The sequence below is a fragment of the Candidatus Zixiibacteriota bacterium genome, from assembly GCA_029860345.1.
Taxonomy (GTDB): Bacteria; Zixibacteria; MSB-5A5; order GN15; family FEB-12; genus JAJRTA01.
The window spans coordinates 200,668-220,080 of the sequence record JAOUBJ010000001.1 but is presented as its reverse complement, the minus strand read 5'-3'; the positions used below and the strand labels follow the sequence as shown (position 1 = coordinate 220,080).

The window sequence follows — 19,413 nt, the reverse complement described above, 5'->3', positions numbered from 1 at the left end:
GCCATAAGGTAAGAAGACAAAGAACCGCAGGAGAATAGACATGTTTCGGAAAAAGCCCGCGTCCTCAAGCCGTCTGATAATGACTTGTACCACTGTTCTTCTGGTGTTCATAGCCGCTGTAGCGACTGCTCAGCGCTCGATGACTTTGGAAGACATCGCCAACCTGCGCACGGTTGGGCAGGTAGCTATCGCCCCGGACGGTCAGACGATGGCCTATACTTTGTCGGTGCCTCGCAATCCGTTCGCAGAGGATAACGGTTCGGCCTGGGTTGAACTGTATGTCGCCGGGCACGACGGCATCACGCGGCCCTTTGTGACGGGCAAGGTGCGCGTCAGTAATGTGGCCTTTACACCCGACGGCGGTTTTATAACCTACTTAGCCGAGCGCGGAGAAGATACCGTCAAATCGCTCTATGCAATCCCGCTCGACGGCGGTGAGTCACGACGGCTTCTGCAATTCGGCAGCTCAATCTCCGGATACAGTTGGGCGCCGGACAGTCGTAGAATTGCTTTTTTGGCTCGGGATACGGTGCCGACTGAGCTGAAGGAACTTCGCGATAAGGGCTTTAATCAACAAGTGTACGAGGAAGATTGGCGTCACACGCGAGTGTGGATGACCGATCCCCGGGATTCATCGCAGTCGCCGCGATCGCTGGATATTGACGGCACGGTATCGGTGGTTCGGTGGAGTCCTGATGGAATGAGATTGGCGGTCGTGACGCAGCCGACGCCGTCGGTTGATGACCGGCTCATGTACCGAAGCGTCACGCTGATTGATGCCGGAACAGGTGAGTTAATCCGGACGTATGACAAACCGGGCAAGCTGGGTTCGCTGGCTTTCAGTCCCGACGGCAGCCAGGTGGCCTTTATTACCGGCGCCGATATCCACGACCCTTCGGCCGGGGAAGTAGTGATCGCCTCGGTCGACAGCGATGAACTCAGACCGGTGATAACCGATTTCGACGGCCACGTCTGGGACCTGGCTTTTGGTGATAATCAGACTATTGTCTTCTTGGCGGCGCGAGAAGTACATAACTTCATCGGGACGGTACGCACCGACGGTTCCAAACAAAGAGCTATTCTCGCACCCGGTCGACCGGTTATTACGCGAATGAAACTGGCTGCCGACGGTCGAAGCCTGGCCCTGTTGGCCAACAGTTTTGACCATCCTTCGGAACTTTTTAGTTACCGACTGGGTGACAAAGCTGCCGAGAGAATCAGCAACAGTAACCCCTGGTTGGACGAGATACAGTTTGCCGAGCAGGAAGTGGTGGAGCATAACGCTCGTGACGGTTTGCGATTGCAGGGGATTCTGATCCACCCGGTAAACGAGCAACCAGACCAACAGTATCCTCTGGTGTTGGCCGTGCACGGTGGACCGGAGTCGCATCGGCGCGACGGCTGGCTTACCTATTATTCAAGTCCCGGCCAGGTGCTGGCGGCTCAGGGATACGTCGTATTCTATCCTAACTATCGAGGCAGCACGGGGCGCGGTGTGGAGTTCTCAAAAATGAGTCAGGCCGACTACGCCGGGGGTGAGTTCAACGACCTGGTCGATGCGGTCGATCACCTGGTCGAGATAGGTTTGGTTGACGCCGACAAGGTCGGTATCACCGGGGGCTCCTATGGCGGCTATGCTACGGCCTGGGGAGCCACAGCGCTGACCGAGCACTTCGCATGTGGTGTCATGTCGGTCGGGGTCAGCGATTTGATTTCAAAGTTCGGCACCACCGATATTCCGCAGGAGATGTTTCTCGTACACGCCAGACGTTGGCCGTGGGACCATTGGCAGTGGTATCTGGAACGGAGTCCGATCTACTACGCGCAACAGGCCAACACGCCGCTGTTGATCATGCACGGCGAAGACGATTCGAGAGTGCATCCCAGCCAGTCGATGGAACTGTATCGTTATCTCAAGACTGTGGGTAAAGCGCCGGTACGGTTGGTCTTCTTCAAAAAAGAAGGTCACGGCAATCGTAAGGCCGCGGCGCGGTATGACTTCAGTCGGCGGTTGATTCGCTGGATGGATCATTACCTCAGAGGACCCGGGGGCGATCCGCCCGACTGGGAACTTGACTACGATGCCCTCCGAGGAACGGCCGAGTAACTCCGTATTCGTGCCGGCCGTGGAGCACGGAGGAAGTATCATTAGTTCTACGGCCGTAATAGTCTCGAATGTCGACCCATGATTCAGCTTGACGCTGAGCCGATTGGTGGGTAGTTTGTTTTTGTATCTTGATTTTTGCGAACAACCATAAGACATAGAACAATGCAAAAGACAGCCAACTCAACTATAAGGAACAGTGACGTTTTTGAGAAAAGCGGCCGGCTTGGGCTCATCACCTCATGCTCTGCCGCGTTTGGCTGGTCGACACTGTTGTTTCTTCTGATCGCCCTGCCTGTCGTCTTGAATGCTGAAGAATCGGTCCAGAGAGCGTTTACGGATGTTACCCGGCAGGCCGGGATCACTCACAGGCATCACAAACCGGTGCTGGATGAAAAGCTGGGCAATATCATGCCCTGGATGGCCTCGGTGGGCGCCGCCGCTGCCGCCGCCGATTACGATGGTGATGGTTATGTCGATATATATGTGACGCAGTCCCGTATGGGTGAGCCGAACTTGCTCTACCACAACAACGGTGACTTTACGTTTACCGATATGGCCGCCCAGGCCGGTGTTGCCTGGGTCAACGAAGAGCACGGGGCCTCGATGGGGGCGGTGTTCGGTGACTATGACAATGATGGGAACCTCGACCTCTATGTCATCAAATGGGGATGCAACCGGCTGTTTCACTCCGATGGCGACGGAACGTTCACGGAGGTCACGCAGTCGAGCGGCACCGGCGACTGTGGCAACGCCAACGGCGTGATCTTTGTCGATTACGATTCCGACGGCGATCTTGATTTGTATGTCGGCAACTACTTTCCGTATGTCGATCTGTGGAATCTCGAACATACTCGTATCATGCACGATGCCTTTGAAACGGCTGTCAATGGCGGGGCCAATGTCTTGTATCGTAATAACGGTGATGCAACTTTCACCGATGTCGCCGGTGGTCTCGGAATCGCCGACAGCGGTTGGACGCTTGATGTCGGTTGCGGTGACATTGATAACAACGGCACGATGGAGATTTTCACGGCCAACGATTTTGGGCCGGATCGGTTGTTCACCTACCGAGGCGCTGACGGCTTTGTCAATATTTCAAACCAAGCCATTGGGATAGACAGCCGCAAGGGGATGAACGCCGAGTTTGGCGACTATAACAACGACGGATGGCTTGATATTTATGTGGCCAATATTTCAACCGACGAGTTTCTCCAGGAAGGCAACGTCCTGCACGAGAATCTCGGCGATGGGTCTTTTGTCGATGTCGCCGTGGAGACGAATTGCTGGGACGGTGGTTGGGGCTGGGGCTGCAAGTTCATGGATTTTGATAACGACGGTGATCTTGACATATATGCCGTTAACGGATTCGTAAGCGCCGGTGAGGAGGAATGGTGGTATGACCTGGCCGTGTTCGCCACCGATATTCACAGCAACCCGGAGGATGCTGCCACCTGGCCGATGATGGGTAACAAGAGTTGTTCAGGACACGAACCAAGTCGCTTGTTTCGCAACGACGGGTTCGATGGCTTTGCCGAGATAGCCGCCGAGTCGGGTGTGGACGACAAGCGTGACGGTCGGGGAATCGCCGTGGCCGACTATGATAACGACGGCGATCTGGATATGTATGTGGCCAATCAGGACGCCGCCGGTGTGATGTACCGAAACGAAATCGGCAACCGTGCAAATTGGTTCGAGGTCGATCTCACCGGCACCTTGAGCAACAGAGATGCCGTCGGCGCCCGGCTTGAACTCACGGTCGGCGATCAACTGATGATTCGCGAAATCGTGGCCGGTAACGGCTACGCATCGCAGAGCAGTCGGCGTGCGCACTTTGGTCTCGGCAGCCACGACGTCATTGAAAAACTTGTGATCCGCTGGCCGGCAGGTGGAGTTCAGACGCTCGAAAATGTAGAAGTCAACCAAGTACTGACAGTGTCCGAACCAGCTGGAGGTTGAAGTTGGTCCGGTCGGCGGTGTATACGATTTTACCCTGGAAGAGGAGAACAACCTTGCGAAATAGATGCAAGTTCGCCCAGATACCAGTGTCTCTTTTGGTTCTGCTGTGTCTCGCGGTCTCACCTCTGATGGCTCAACGAACACGTCTGAGCGAAGAGGAAATGGCCATAAAAGAGCTTAAGGAACTGTTGTCCGAGTATCCGGGGGACGATGTCACGCACTACCAGCTGGCTGTGTTGTTGTCGCGGCAGGATGAACGGGAATCGGCCCTGAACCATTTTGAGGCTGCTCTGGAGCTTAACCCGGGCGCGCCTATCCATGGCAACAGTTACCGACTGGCCTGCATTTGGTGGCATGAGTTTGATCGCTGTATTGAGTTCCTCGAGGGCCTTGTCGAGCGCAACCACACATCCATAAACGCTCGATTTCATCTGGCTCTGGCTTATGTCGACAAAATGCCGTGGTACACGCTTGGTATGGTTCAGCAGGGACAGCAGTCGAACCTCTCGATGGATCAGCTTACTCTGATTATTGAACAGGACTCCACCTACTGGGGTGGTTGGTACGGTCGCGGCATGAATCACCTGCATTGGCCGCGCATGATGCGACACGCGCCGGAATCGATCGCCGATTTCAAGCAAGCCCTAAAACTGCAAAATGAACTTAATCTGTCCCAACCTAAAGCCTATTTCGAACTCACCTACATCGGTTTAGGTGATGCCTACGTGAAGGATCTCAAACACGCCGAGGCACGCCGGGTGTGGCAGCAGGGGGCGGAGCTTTTTCCCAGAAGCGCCAAGCTGCGCAAGCGGCTGAGCTTCATCGATGATGAGGAACTTGAGAAGTTTGTGAAAGTCACCCGTTCTCTGAAAAAGCCGATCGACACCGACATGTGGATGATCTGGGCAGAGTAGGCCAGACCGAAATAATGGTCAGAAAATGGAGCACTACAGACGGTTGCTTGGGGCGATGGATACCAGGGGGAATAGTGCGAACCGGATCACGAGCCACCGTGTTGGTCTGCCTTGTCACCCTCGCTTTTGTCCATTCGTTAGCGGGCGACACATCGATGTCACCGGACGCCCGAGCCTTTCTTGAATCGTGCCGCCGTGCCTACGCCAACGACAAGTTCGACGACGCCGTCAAGTTTGCCAAAAAGGCGGTTGAGATGGAACCGGATGCATCGGTTTGTCAACTGTGGTTGGGCGTTGCCTATAGTGAGAAAACACAGAGCGGGTGGTTTGGGTCCAAGCTGATGAACGCTCGCAGATGTAAGAAGGCGTTTGAACGTGCTATCTATCTGGACTCCTCAAGTCTCGACGCACGCGAAGGACTGATCGAGTTTCATGTGCGTGCTCCCGGTGTGGCGGGCGGTAGCCTGAAGACGGCGTGGGAGCAGGTTGGTTTTATCATGCAACACGACTCGGTGCGTGGGCATCTTGCAGCGGCGTTTATTTATGAATACAAGGATGAAGATACTTCGAAAGCGAAGACGGCGTTGCTGAAGGCCGTTGCCTTTGATTCCACAAACGTACTCGCACAACTGCGGCTGGCCGGGCTCTATGTGCGAATGGGAGATCGCAGTAAGGCGGATTCGGTGCTTGCCGAAACGGGCAAGAGCGGTATTCGGGAGGCCAGGCTGAATCTGGCCTGGCTCCGTTTCATGACACATGATGCGTCCGGCGTTTATCGTTCAATACTGGACAACAATCCGAAGGACATCGAGGCGCTGTTTTTCCTGGCGGAGTATCATTTGGGAGTGGGGAACTTTGCAACTAGTGATAGTTTGATAGCCACTCTTGAGGACGTCACAGGTGAATGCCCGGAACTCGAACTATTGTCGGTCGTTGGGTTGCCCACGAAGACTTATGAACCAAGCGACGATGTCATAGAGAGTGTTAAGACCTATCTAAAAAGCGAACCATGCATCCAGTACGATCCTTGCTGGGCCAATCCACACTTGCTCAGGGGCATTTACTCACATCGACCACTGCGGGCGCGGACCCATTATGTTCTGTCCGGTTTCTTCCGGCAGCTTCCGGGCAAACAGAAGGATTTCAAGAAACACGCCGAGCGGGCGCTTGAGTTGGACCCCACTTGCTGGCCGGCCAGACAGGCTCTCAATATGCCATGAATGGAATTCTGGTGAACAATACAGTACCATGCGACGATACTTTGAGTTTGTAACCAAGCATCCTTACCCGGTCCTGGCCGTGGTGGCATTGATTGCTGGTGTGCTTGGGTTGTACATGTTCGGGCTAACGCGCGAGACGCATCCCGACACATTCATTCCAGCCGATCATCCCGCCTTACTCGCAAAATTGGAAGTCGATCACCGTTTTGATCTGAACGAGCCACTGGTGGTCGGCATCATCCGCGACGCCAAACATGGCATCTTTACCGAGTCGACGATATCGTTGATTCGTGACCTGACCGTGGCCATCCAAAAGTTGCCGCAGATAGATTCATCCGATGTCATGAGTCTGGCCACGGAATCCGGCGTCTACTTTGATGAGGATGGTGAACCGGGATTCGATCTACTACTGGGAGATACGCCGGAAACAAGAGCCGGGCTGGACTCTCTGAAAAACGACATCCTGTCATACGAATTGTATCGGGGGACGTTGGTGGCAGCTGACGGTTCCGCCGGCGCAATCATCATCGCAGTCGATGATGACGCCCAGGCTGAAGCGTTGTACCATCGTCTGAGTCTTCTCCTGGACGGTTTTCCAACGACCGATGAACAGCTGATCGTCACCGGTGAACCGGCAGTGCGGGCCTATATGGGCACCGCGGTGTCCGACGACGCGCTACGTATGAACTTCGTTTGTCCGATCGTGATGGCTCTTTTGATTATTCTGGCCTACCGAACGCTGCGTGGAACGGTTTTGCCGCTTTGTGTAATTGGCGGGGCGTCGGCTATGGCGCTGGGGTTGATGTCGGTGTTTGGCGTACCGGTCTTTATCGTCACCAATGGTATCTTTGTGATCATAATGGCTCTGGGGGTGGCCGATTCGCTGCATCTTGTCGGTCAGTATTACGAGGAACAATTGGCCATGCGCGGTCGAGATACACGCACGATTGTTGTCGATGCCTGTATGGCCCTTTGGTATCCGGTTCTGATAACATCTCTGACCGACATCGCCGGATTCCTGGCACTGTACATAACCGGAGTTATGCCGCCCATACGCTTTTTTGGATTGTTCACCTGTTTCGGTGTCGCCGGTGCGTTGATATATTCGTTCACCGTGATACCGGCCGGATTGGCCATCCTGCCTTTGAAGTCCAGTGGCGCCTTTACCTCAAGAGCATCGCACGCTGAAGGTGTTGCCGCTCTGGATCGACTTGGGAGGTTCATGTCGGTTCTGGGTACGCTGATTCATCGCAGGCGAAAGGTCGTTTTGGTGGTCGGGGTTGCATTGATAGGAGGAGCCTTCCTTGGATCGCTTAAGTTGGTCGTCAATGATTCACGCTTGCTGGCTTTTAAGGACGACCATCCGATGGTTCAGGCGACCAATGCGTTCAATGAACGATTCGATGGTACCAATCAGCTCAATATAGTTCTGTCATCCGCTGAACCTCGATACATGCTGGAGGCCCAGACGCTAAAGAAGATCGCTCGGTTGGAAGAGTTCACCGAGCAACTGCCCTTCGTGGGTGGGACCCACTCGCTGGTCGGTTGGGTCAAGCGCGCTCATCAGAAAATGAATCGGGACGATCCGGACTTCTTTGCTATCCCTGACGACCCAGGGGTGACCGGTTTCTATCTCGACGTGCTGAGGGCGCCAAGTTCGCCTATGTCGCGCCTGCTCAGTGAAGTGGTAGACGCCGACTACGGCTCGGCCAACCTGATCGTTCGCATGACCTCAAGTGAGTACGTTCATCAGCGTGAGACCATTACGGCGCTTCAGGGGTTCATCGACAGCACCTTCAGTGACGGCGCGCTCACGATCAGACTGGCCGGCCGGGCCAATCTCGATTACCACTGGTTGGGGTTGGTGCGTCAGACCCACATACGCAGCGTGCTGTTCTCTATCCTGTGCGTATTGCTGTTGACCGGGCTAATGTTCCGTTCGATGGTCGCCGGATTGCTGTGTACATTCACCGTGGCGGTGGCGGTGTTGGTCAACTATGCTGTAATGGGTATCGGTGGCATCGGCTTGGGCGTAGGTACATCAATGTTCGCATCTATCGCCATCGGAGCGGGCGTGAATTTCCCGATACACCTGCTGGATCGTCTGCGCCTTGAAGCCGGCGCACATACCGATGATGACGCCGGCGCCATACAACGTGCCCTTGCCTTCACCGGTCGTGCACTCTTTTTCACTGCCTTTGTAGTGGCCTTGGGTTTCTTGCTGTTGGCAGTCTCTGAGTTCAGCACGTTGGTGCGGTTTGGTCTGTTGATCGCCATTGCTATGCTGGTCAGCTTTGTTGTCAGCGTGACAGTATTACCGGCTATTGTCGCGGTGTGCAGGCCGCGATTCGTTTTTCAGCAGAAGAAGTGACGGATCTTGTCGTCCCTTGCATGCGCCGACTCCAAGTTTACTCCCTGCCGGGTTCAGTCATCCGGTAGGCGCGGGCGTGACGATGCGACAAGAAATCATGTCCCTTTCGAGTCTTGCGGGTGTGCCGCAGGGCGGCAATGTCAATCGGTGCGACCACAACTTTCTCAAACGGTCCGGGATCAGCCTGAGCCAGAATACGACCATCGTAATCGACTACCATACTGCCGCCCGGCCATGAAAAGGGTGGGTAGTTCCTGATCGACGCGGCCTGGTTGGAGGCAACGACGTAGGAAGTGTTCTCCAAAGCACGACACCTGTTGACCACCGTCCACCAATCCATCGGCTCGGTGGCGCCCCAGGGATCCATGTAAGCCGAGACCCTGATGAGCACCTCGGCCCCACGCAGCCTGAGTTGCCTGAGCGTTTCCGGAAACAGCCAGTCATAGCAAATAGCCACCCCCAGGTTACCGATCTCGGTTTGAACCACCGGGAACAGGTCGGGCTCGTACTCCTCAATGTCGGCCGGGCTGGTGTGAAGCTCCCACGGCAGCCAGGGATTGACCTTGCGATACCTGGACAGTATGCCGTCGGGTCCTATCAAACAGGTGGTGTTGAAGACCGTGTTGGGAAAGGCCGGGTCTTCTTCGAGGAAGGTCCCGGTTTGAATAAACAGGTTGAGTTTCCTGGCCGTCTGGCAGTAGCGTTCGGTATGTTCGTTCGGTATCTCCACCGTCAGCTTACGACGTAACTCGTCGACCGAATCATAAACCGGTGCGGTGTGGGCAAACTCCGGGAAGACCAGCAGCTTCACGTTGAAGAACGGCCCGTAGCCCTCCACCGTCCAGTCAATCATGCGCAACATCTGATCTACGTTGGCTTTGATACCTTTGCGCGTGTCGGGGCAGGCGAAATCTGTCTGGCAGGCAGCGGCATAGTAGCGCAGGTTGTCATCCGAGTTGGTCACAAGCAACGGTCCTTTCGTTTGGGGAACCTATCAACGCAACGGTCTCACGGTGCGGACCTGTTCTCTGGTCAACCAGTCGGCGAGGTCGCCGGCGATTTCATCGGCCCGCCCGGAGAGGCTGGAGTCATACGGGTAGCCGGGCATATCGATAAACGGCAGCGGTCCGACAGTCACCGAATGGACGGTGTTGGGATCGCCGTCCTTGATCCAACCGAAGGCATACAGAAAAAAGTCGCGCCGCCAGCCGTCTTTCGGAAGGGGTGGCGCTTCAAACTCGAAAGATATCTCCTCACCCGGTCCATAGATGACATAGCGATCATCCGGTTCGGTGAGAAGTTCCGAGACCTCGCCGTAGCGTGTGTATCGCCCTGAGTGCTGGCGCCAGGGTCCCATCTTGTTGACTGCGGCGTAATCAAAAAACTCCATACCCAGCGAGTCTTGTCGCATGTTCGAGAAACCGCGATAGTGAAGATCGGCTGTCGATAGTCTACATTCGATCTGATCGGCGGGATAGCTTTCGGTCCCCACCGTGAAAAAAACTTCATCCCAGTAAACGACCAGGTTAGTGGTCAAGCGGACGCGAAAGTCATCAGAGGGAAAGAGTCCCGACAGATGCACCGGAATAGTGGAGTTCTTGCCGTTTGGCAGGCCGATGTCGTCGATTACCGTGATCCATTCACCGTCGGCATCCGGGACACTCAGGCTGACAACTTCAAAACCAACCTGACGGTTCTGCGAGATAGCTACATTGGCCGAGGCCGACGACCAGTAGATCCATCCGGTGAGAAACATCGTGATCGTCTCATGCCCGCGCAGGTCACCGAGATCGAATTCGAACCAGTGCCGTTGGGCCAATCCGTCATAGCTGCTCATTGGAATGTTAGACGGATACCTGTGGTCGGTTTTCTCAATAAGCGGCAGGATGTTGTTGCCTTGGTAGTCGGTGGCTGCAACAGGGTGACGTCTTTCTTTCACGGTGTGCAAGCCGGGTTCCATAAACGGCGGCTCGCTGAACCGTTCGTTGGGGTAGACGTCGACGTTCGATGGATGATCTACGGCAATGAGTTTCACCTGGTCGAGGTAAACTGTCTCTTTCAATTCGGCGGCCAGCCTGAGCAGGTAACGACCGTCGAAAGGCGCGAGCATGGTGCCATCGATACGGACATACTCATCCGGGTCGGGGTGGTGATAGAACCCTTCGTCAAGCGGCACGCCCATCGCCGACACGCCGAGGATGTCATTAATGTAGTTAAACTTTTCACCGTCGAACGTGAACAGGAAGGGGCACGATGCGTCGGTGCGGACGATTTCTTCGACCTTGTAGATTTCGTTGGTGGGCACGTCGACCATGTTTTGCACGATTCCGTTGGTCCAGGTGATGCGCAGCACGTCGATTTTGTCCACCTCGCCGAGTCCAAAATGCACCGGCCATTGGTGAACGTCTCGGCGTTGGTAGTAGGGTCCGGCTTTGATTTCAAGTTTGGCGCCGATGCCCTGCTTTGGCACCCGTATTCCCACCGGCTGCACTTTGAGCCAGTTGGCGCTTTCGCCACCCCGGTTTTCGAGAATGAAGGGCAGGATACGGTTGTTGTGTCCAACCAAATCCAGGTCACCATCGTTATCGATGTCTCCAACGGTAAGATGATCGGGTTCCCAAGCTGAAAAAGCGGTGGTTAGTGCCGGCCCGTTAGTGAGAAGCTGAAACTCGTTCTGGCCAAGGTTGACATGAAAACTCGGGTCGCCCTTATCGTATGTCATAGTGATGTCGATAAGCCCGTCGTTATCGAAGTCAAACGGCCGAACCGCGGAAATGTTGGCGTCGGTGACTGCTTTTGTAAGGATCGGCAAACGCTTCTCTGTGAAAGTTGCATCACCGCTGTTCAAGTAAAGGTGTGCGCCTTTTGCCCTGACAAGAAGAACATCCAGGTCGCCATCGTTGTCAAAGTCGCAGGCCGTCCCCCTTTCCGCGCCCTCCTCGCCGAGTGGTTCGGAAGTAGCGAATTGCCCCTGCCGTAGGTTGAGGTGAAGCTGACAAGGAGCGTTGACATTGACCGATAACCAATCGGTGTCATCATCATTATCGAAGTCACCGCACTCTACATCGATAGTCCATGCCTGTACTTCGTTTCCCCAGACGCTGTCTTCGACTTTTGTAAAACTGCCGTCCCCGTTATTGCGATAAATACGATTTGTCTCGGGCATAAGATCACGCCATCGGTCAAATCCAACCTCCGGCTTGTCGACGTACATCATCCAGCCATCGCGTGACTGTCCCGGTGATCCGTAAACACCAATAAGTAAGTCCAGGTCTCCGTCGTGGTCGTAGTCTATCAACTCGGCATCTCCGACCACAGTGGAGTCTCTAAGACCTGCTCGATCGGACAGGTCGGTGAAGTGAGCTGTTCCATCGTTGCTAAGCACTTTGATCTCACGGTAATTGAACAGTACAATATCAACAGTACCGTTGTTATCGATATCACCTGCAACCGCGTAATGGCCGCAACTTGTGTTGGCGGCCCCAGATCCGGAGCTGACGTCCGAGAAGTGGCCGGATCCGTCATTTAGATACAGCCTATTACCAGGCGATCGCTCATCACTGCACCTAACGACGTACAAGTCCAGATCATTGTCGCCATCAAGGTCAACCAAGCAGGTGCTACCATCAAGTGAACTGATCTGATAGACTTGTGGGTAATTTAATGAGTCAGTGTCAAACGGTGACGGTCCATGCAGCCCCGCCTCTTTGGTAACATCCACGAACCTGATCCTGCCACGATGGTCGCTATCGGCGGGCATGAAACTCTGGTGGGGTGGGATAATGGGCGTGAGGTATTGCGATTCTTCGTAGACGGCCTCGGTGCGTTGTTTGTCCGGTATCTCACGTTGCAGTCGGCTGAAGATTCGCATCTCTCGTTTGGCTTCGTCACGTCGTCCGGCTGCTTTGGCATACTTGAACAAATAGTAGTGGGCGCTGGCATGTTGGGGATCATGGCGCACGACCGCTTGAAAGGCTCGCTCAGCATCATCATCACGACCCAGTTTTTGGTACATGACACCCAGACTGTAATAGGCCGGCGCTTCGGCCGGGTCCTGGGCGACGACTTTTTCAAATCGCTCTGCGGCTGCTTCGAAGGCATCGTTCTTTTTGAGGATCAATCCGAGTGCGTAGGCGATATGCGGATAGCTATCCTCGTCACTGTCCGCCGTCTCAAGCGCCTCAACGGCTTCTTCCCATTGTTTGGTTCGATAGTAGGCCAGCCCGAGGTTGATCCAATCTGCCGCCACGGCGTCCTCGAACTCCACGCAGCTCTCAAACGGCGGCACCGCGTCCGGGTAGTCCTGATTCTCATAGTAGGCCGCCCCCTGGTTGCGGGTGCGAATCAGGTCGGGATTGTCGGCACCAGTGACTACTGCCGATACCAGCATCAGTGTACCGAGGCACGAAAGTCCAGGCAGAAAATTGTTCGTTCGAATGGCCAATTGTATCTCCCGTCCGTGGGGTTCTGGTTTACTTTAGGTTGAATAGTTGTGGTGCTGTCTCCGGCTGACCCGGATGGAATCCACCGCGCGCGATCATGACCGGCGGACGGCCATCACCCATCGACGGATGCGAGGACACCGACAACGACTTGCCGAGCCGGGGCTCAGCGTAATAACAGTCGAACTGTTTCCCGGTCTTGTTCAACAACAGCGCATCCGGCTCGAAACGATCGAAGGCAAATCCTCCGTTGGTGAGATAGATGTCGGTGTATCCATCGGCGTCGAAGTCAACGGCATGTACATTCAAGGTTCCGTAGTGGTGGCCAAGTGCGTTGTCAAAGGGCATAGTTTCAAAAACTCCATCAGCCCGACCAGTGTAAAGCGTCGGACGATAGTCTGCAGAAAGCGCCGGCAAATCCAGGACCGAGCGCAAAGCGTCCCCGTATGGCGCTACTTCTGATACAAACAAATCGAGGTGGTCGTCGTGGTTAAAATCAATAAACTCTGCGGCCAACGACAAAGTATGAGCCGCCAGACCCGACTTAGCGGTAACGTCGTCAAAAGACCGCCCCTGAACACTTCTCATCAGGTGGCCGGGGTTTTTCCACCGGGTAATATACAAATCACGGTAGCCGTCATTGTCATAGTCACCGACGGTGATATCGATGGGCCAGCCCGGACCGGTCAGATTACAGCTCCATTGTTGCTGGAGGCTTTCGGTGAAGTCAGTATAGAGCAAAAGTCGTGATCCGGTGTCCTGGGTGGGAGACATTATGATCAGATCAGTCCAACCATTATTATCAAAGTCGTCACAAGCAAAAGTTGTGAACGCTGGAATCTGCGACAGTCCGGTCTCCTCGGTGGCGTCGACAAAGTGATCACCCTCGTTTTGCATAAGCGTCAACTGTTGGACACCGTAACGGGTGCCGATGATCAACAAGATATCCAGGTCCTTATCTTGACCAAAATCTACCAGCACAAGATCACTACCGAAGGTCGTACCGTTCAGGCCAAAGTCGGCGCTAATGTCTGAGAAGTGAAAGTCGTTCTGCTTCCAGATTTGCAGGGGTGAACCGGCTCCTGTCGTAATGAGTTCCGGCTTGCCGTCGCCGTTCAAGTCGGCCCACGTCGTTGCTTCTGGTGTCGGCGGTTTCGGTGTCCATGAGACGTTAACAGGAGTCAGTCTGCGATCGACAGGCGGCAGTTCCACCTGACAGTTTGCAGGAATGTCGTTGGTATATCCGCCGGCGGATTGAGCGGCAATGGCCAGTCCATAGAGTGCGGCGATGTTCTTGCCGGAGTATGGTCCTTGTTGGCTGAGAGACTGTTTGGTGTCACCCTCACCCGGCTGCGCACCAGGTGCATCTTCTACACCACCGGCCTGCAGGGCGCGAATGTATGAACTGATGGCCGGGGCGTATCGTCCATGCAGTAAATCGGTATAGCCGAGCAGCCTGAAGGCCTCGACGAATCTCGGATTGGTGGCCGCTGCTTTCTGCAACAGTTCACGTCCCGGTTTGGCTTCGCCCCCGGCCGCAAGAAGTCGTCCCATCGAATAGTGGGGTCCGGATTCTGCGCGGTTGAGCATCTGGGCTTGTTCAAAATGAGCCTTGGCGAGGTCCTGATCGGTGGACGCGCCCGGACGAGGGCGACTCAGGAGCTGACCGGCGCGTCGATGGGCTCGGGAACTCATCGGGTTTATCTCGATCAAGTGTTCAAAACATTCAAGCGCTTTGCTGTACCGTCCGGTCTCGGCATAGACGTTGGCCAGTTGATACCAGGAGTTTTCATGGGTGGAATCTATCCCGATTGCATTTTGGAAATAATCAAGTGATCGATCAAACTGCCCCGCCCTGAATAATTCTTCGCCCCGGTTGTAAGCCGCCCAGAAATCATCGATCTCGGACTTGGCCTTGGAGCCCATGGTATCTCCGGCCTTGTCAAGGTTGGATGTATCCGTAGTCGTTTTTCTTAATACGGTAACGACGATAAAGGCCGATAGCAGAACGAGCGCGGCGGCCAGTACGAGCTTTTTCATAGCAGCTAATGGCTTCCTTCGGTGACAACAACGGTCTGGTCGGCATCCAGCCTGGTCATGACCTGGGTCAGGCCGGACGGCCAGGTGACAACCAGCGAATCGATGAGAGTGGATGTACCCAGTCCGAACTCCGCTTCGAGGCTGTTCTGCGAAATGTAGGAACTACCGGCGCCGATTTCACGCAGTTGTGAGACACCGCCGGACACCAGGCGCAGTTTGGCGCCGATAGCCCGGGTGTTGGGGGCGCGACCGATCGTTTGCACTTTCAGCCAATGATTGTCGTTGCCGCCGTCGTTGCGCAAGAGCATTCCCACGCCGCCGTGTACCACCACGTAAACATCCACGTCGCCGTCGTCGTCATAATCGGCAAAGGCTGCGCCACGACCGACGATTTTTCGGTTCAGGCTTTCTCCGGCCACTTGGGCAACGTTGAAGTACCCTTTGTTGGCGCGATTCCAGAACAGCATGCTCTTCATGGGGATCAACTCACGAGTGTTTTCGGGGTTCTCAAAAGTGCTGCCGTTGATCACCAGCAGGTCGAGCAAGCCGTCGTTGTCATAATCGAAGAAATCGGTGCCCCAACCCACCTTGTTGAGAGCAATCTCGCCAAGACCGACACCGTCGGCGATATCGCGAAAACGTAACGAATCTGCGTCCATGTCCTCAAACTCGGTTCGCATGTTGCTGTAGAGACCGTTTTCCTGGGCGATCCAGTGGGTCAGGAATATATCGAGATCAAGATCGAGATCGAAATCACCAATAGCGAGACCCATTGCCCCCCTATAGTCGGCCGCCCACGATGATGCCCCTATGTCGGCGAAAGTGCCATTGCCGACATTCTGAAACATGCCGTTGGCCGAGACATCGTTAGCGATATACAGATCGGGCCGGCGGTCGTCGTTGAAGTCGCACCAGGTCACACTCAGTGAGCGTCCGGTCAGATTGTCCACGCCCGCCGCTTCGGCTACCTCTTCGAAACTTCCATTGCCGAGGTTGTGGTACAGCCTGTTGGCTTGCGCTGTATAGGACGATGGATTAAGAGTGAAGGGAACCGTCGCCTGGTACTGCATCGAAGATTCTTTCACCGAGGTATCTTCGGGTCGGAATTCGACATAGTTACTCACGTAAAGATCAAGGTATCCGTCAAGATCATAGTCACCCCAGGCCGCGCCGGTGGAGAAGCTGTTGTCACCCACTCGCGCTTCGGATGTCACATCGCTAAAGCTTCCGTCGCCGTTGTTTGAGTACAGCACGTTCGGTCCATAGGATGTCACGTACAGATCGAGGTCGCCGTCGCCATCGTAGTCGCCCCAGAACGCCCCCATGTCTCTGCCTTTGTGATCCACGCCGGCTGCTTTGGCCACATTGGTGAAGCTGCCGTCGCCGTTATTGGCGTACAGAGCATTACCTCTCGATTCGGCGATCCGGGCCGGCGACCAGGTAATGGGACCGGCCAGGTTGACAACGTACAGATCAAGGTCGCCGTCGTTGTCGTAGTCCGACCAGGCAGCGCCGGAACCCATATCCTCCGGCAGCATAGTGGAACGGACGGCATCGAAATGTCGAAAGACAACTCCGGATGAATCCGATACATCGGTGAATTGCACGGTCGGACAGTTTTCGGGTAGGTGGCGCAACAATGCCTGGGTTACGCCCTGGACAGATTGTTTGCCTGAGGCAGGTCCCCTGGTTCGACTCATTACCAGATAGACCGCGAGCGCGGTCAGTCCGATGGTCACGGCGCTATATATGTAAACTTGCCTTTTTCGTCGAGTCATATCGTCCGTTGCCGAGGGTCGGCCGATGGTGGTTGTCTGGTTTGCACCGCTGATCGTTGTTATCAGAGGTTGTTTACGTCCATGTCGTCGGCCTGTGATTACTCACGACCTCACGTTGGGCTAAGACACCACTTACGGATCGATTACGCAACCTATTTTTGGACCCAAATGGTCTTCGAATCCTCGGACAACCGAGTCACACTGGCGGTCAGGCCGGCCTCTTCGGTGAACAGGAAATTCATCAGGAATTGACCGACCTTGCGATAGGCCAGACTGGCCGAGACTTTCAAGGCACCGTCATATTCGGCCGGTACCTCAAACTCGAAGGTCTGGTTGCCGTCACCTTCATTGGCGACGCCCCTTATGGTCGAGGGACAGATGAATCGATACTCGGCCACATCGGAGAAGCCGGGGAAGAGGGCGCGCTTGAATCGGGCGCCGACCATCTCCCAGAGATTATGGCGGTCAATCAGGTTACCGTACTGATCGATTCCTTCAGCTTTGAAAATGAAGGTCCCTTCTTTCAGGAAATTGCGATCATCCATCTCGCCCGACGTAAAAATCACGTTGCCTTCCTGGTCGGTAACATCAAGTTCCACCCAGGCTTGAATGATATCCAGCGGTCCGGTGGGGAAATCATGTCCGGCCTTGTTGTTCAACATCGAAACCTGAACGCTGACAGTATCACCCGGTGAGGCCTTCTCCGAGACGATCACTTCGACCGGGATTGCGGGGCCCTGCGCCCATTTATCGGCGATTTCCGGGATGTCGGTCTCGCCTCGCATCCAACTCTCGACCAGCTTCACATGCTCTTCGGCGCCCGGCAGCTTCAACACCAGCGGCATGAACTGGTTGGCTCCAAGGAAACGGTGGGACCGGTGGCTGCCATCGTTTTCATCCCGATTGTAGTCTGAACCATCTCCTCTGGCCGGATCGGTCGAAGCCAAAAGCTGCATGTGACATTCACGGCAGGCCACTGTTTTCTCCGGGTCCCCTTCGTGGTACCAGCGGCTGTTCTTCCAGTTGTCATACTGGTTTTGAAGCTGGACCCAGCCAACTTTGTTGATCTCCTCATCGATAAACTGCTTGTGGCAAGCGCCGCAATACTCAGGCGTCTTGTAGAGATCACGCGTGAAGCTCTCGACATGGTGCTGCGGATAGGCCCGGATCAGGAAATTGCGCAGAAACTTGGCGGTAGCGCCCTCTTTGAATTCGTATACATAGCGCTCCGGCTGGGTGATGACATAATTCGCATTTCCCTTGACATCTGTGCTCTCGATGGAGTGACAGGCCACGCATGAGACACCTTCATCGGCGCCGTAGGAGGACAGGTCATCGGTGTAGAGGTTCTTGGAGCCGGAAAACAGCGCGATCGGATCATGACAGCCGCCGCAGTAGCGAGTCGATACCGGTCCGTTGTTTTTGGCCATGACGTTCTGAACCACCTGGAAGGCGGCGTCCATCGAGGCATACCGATGCGCGCTCGGCAGCCATTCCTGGTAGATTTGTTCGTGGCAGCCGGACTCGCCGCAGTCTTTGGAGTCGGCCATGGTTCGGGGATCGTAGGCGCCCCCGCTGGCCGTCAGAGCCAATGACGGTTGAAATGGCGTTTTACCTTCTTCTATAACATAATCTTCCGGAAACTCATTGGCGAAGGGTACCGGCACATAGGCGTATACCGCCAATACCACCAGGACTATCGAAACCGTTGCCACCAGACTGCTGCCGGAGACAAACCGCTTGATACCTGCGTTCAGGGCCGGGCTGGTTTCAGCCGTGCGGGCGGAGTAGCGGGCTACCAACAGGGCCACGTGAAGCAGCACCAGGGCGATCGAAACCAGTCCGGAAACGGTGTGAATGGTATCCCACAGGTAGGAGATACGAGTGCCAAAGATCGGTTGCCAGGTCAGCACCAAGCCGCTCACTGAGCACACAGCGACGGCGGCAAAAGAAGTGTAACCGAGCAGTTTTACATCGGTCAGATTGAATTGCCGCGAATACAGATAGTGTCTGATTTGGTAAATAATATACGGCAGGACAAAGGCCAACCCCAAGGCGGTGTGAAACAGCACCATAAACTGGTTGGTGACACTGAAGCCAAAAAAGTAAATGGCCACGCCTGAAATTGCCAAAAACAGAAAGGCTCCCGCAACAAGTATTGCCAGTGGCGATTTCCATTCCCGAGCCTTGCTCTCGGGACCGACATTTCGATTCGACAAACGGTTCTCCTCCACCATAATTAGGACCTACCTATGTTCTAAGGTTTTCGCTTCTGATACGACATTAGTCTGAGATATTCGCTCTCGGTTCTCAAATATGGCGTATAGGACCTATTATCGCAAGCCATTTTTCGGTTTATTTTCGCCGTCGGCCCGATCCGCGACATGCTAACTACTTGCGGTAGCATCATTTATGAAATGGACCTTTTTAATAGATATTCTCCGGATGGACTCGTTTCGTTTCTTGACAATTGACGGCTTTGGGTCTATATTATTCGGGTCGAATCGTTTAGGAAGGAGCGGCCGATACCTGGGGTGAAGGTGTGCTGCTCTGTTTGAACAGTACAACACTTTTCGGGCTAGCAA

The 19,413-nt window shown here is 54.8% G+C and carries 10 protein-coding genes; 5 read left to right on the top strand and 5 right to left on the bottom strand.

The window, feature by feature from the left end; genetic code table 11:
- Positions 1-40: 40 nt before the first annotated feature.
- From OEV49_00660 to OEV49_00640, 5 genes are all read left to right on the top strand, one after another.
- The gene (locus OEV49_00660) at positions 41-2,107 is read left to right on the top strand and encodes a S9 family peptidase (protein ID MDH3889567.1); all 2,067 of its coding nucleotides are present in this window, start codon (positions 41-43) and stop codon (positions 2,105-2,107) included.
- A gap of 162 nt (positions 2,108-2,269) precedes the next feature.
- The gene (locus tag OEV49_00655; GenBank protein MDH3889566.1) at positions 2,270-4,063 is read left to right on the top strand and encodes a CRTAC1 family protein; all 1,794 of its coding nucleotides are present in this window, start codon (positions 2,270-2,272) and stop codon (positions 4,061-4,063) included.
- A 128-nt stretch (positions 4,064-4,191) separates the two neighbouring features.
- Entirely contained in the window at positions 4,192-4,977 is a 786-nt protein-coding gene (locus tag OEV49_00650; GenBank protein MDH3889565.1) for a tetratricopeptide repeat protein, read from the top strand.
- Between the two features lie 74 nt (positions 4,978-5,051).
- The gene (locus OEV49_00645) at positions 5,052-6,197 is read left to right on the top strand and encodes a hypothetical protein (protein MDH3889564.1); all 1,146 of its coding nucleotides are present in this window, start codon (positions 5,052-5,054) and stop codon (positions 6,195-6,197) included.
- A gap of 28 nt (positions 6,198-6,225) precedes the next feature.
- Positions 6,226-8,568 (top strand): MMPL family transporter, encoded by a 2,343-nt coding sequence (locus OEV49_00640; protein ID MDH3889563.1) that lies wholly within the window; start codon positions 6,226-6,228, stop codon positions 8,566-8,568.
- Between the two features lie 37 nt (positions 8,569-8,605).
- On the opposite strand, the gene OEV49_00635 is transcribed toward OEV49_00640, so the two are convergent.
- The 5 genes from OEV49_00635 to OEV49_00615 all read right to left on the bottom strand — a co-directional run bounded on the left by OEV49_00635 (position 8,606) and on the right by OEV49_00615 (position 19,047).
- Positions 8,606-9,532: a nitrilase gene (locus OEV49_00635; protein ID MDH3889562.1), complete on the bottom strand. Its 927-nt coding sequence runs from the start codon at positions 9,530-9,532 to the stop codon at positions 8,606-8,608.
- A gap of 30 nt (positions 9,533-9,562) precedes the next feature.
- Positions 9,563-13,012 carry an FG-GAP-like repeat-containing protein gene (locus OEV49_00630; protein ID MDH3889561.1) on the bottom strand — a complete coding sequence of 1,150 codons (3,450 nt, stop codon included), beginning with the start codon at positions 13,010-13,012 and terminating at the stop codon, positions 9,563-9,565.
- Positions 13,013-13,040: 28 nt separating this feature from the next.
- Positions 13,041-15,050, bottom strand: a complete 2,010-nt coding sequence (locus tag OEV49_00625) for an FG-GAP-like repeat-containing protein (protein MDH3889560.1) — start codon at positions 15,048-15,050, stop codon at positions 13,041-13,043.
- Positions 15,051-15,055: 5 nt separating this feature from the next.
- Positions 15,056-16,828, bottom strand: a complete 1,773-nt coding sequence (locus OEV49_00620; protein ID MDH3889559.1) for a CRTAC1 family protein — start codon at positions 16,826-16,828, stop codon at positions 15,056-15,058.
- A gap of 152 nt (positions 16,829-16,980) precedes the next feature.
- Complete coding sequence (locus OEV49_00615) at positions 16,981-19,047, bottom strand: cytochrome c family protein (GenBank protein ID MDH3889558.1); 2,067 nt, start codon at positions 19,045-19,047, stop codon at positions 16,981-16,983.
- Positions 19,048-19,413: the final 366 nt, after the last annotated feature.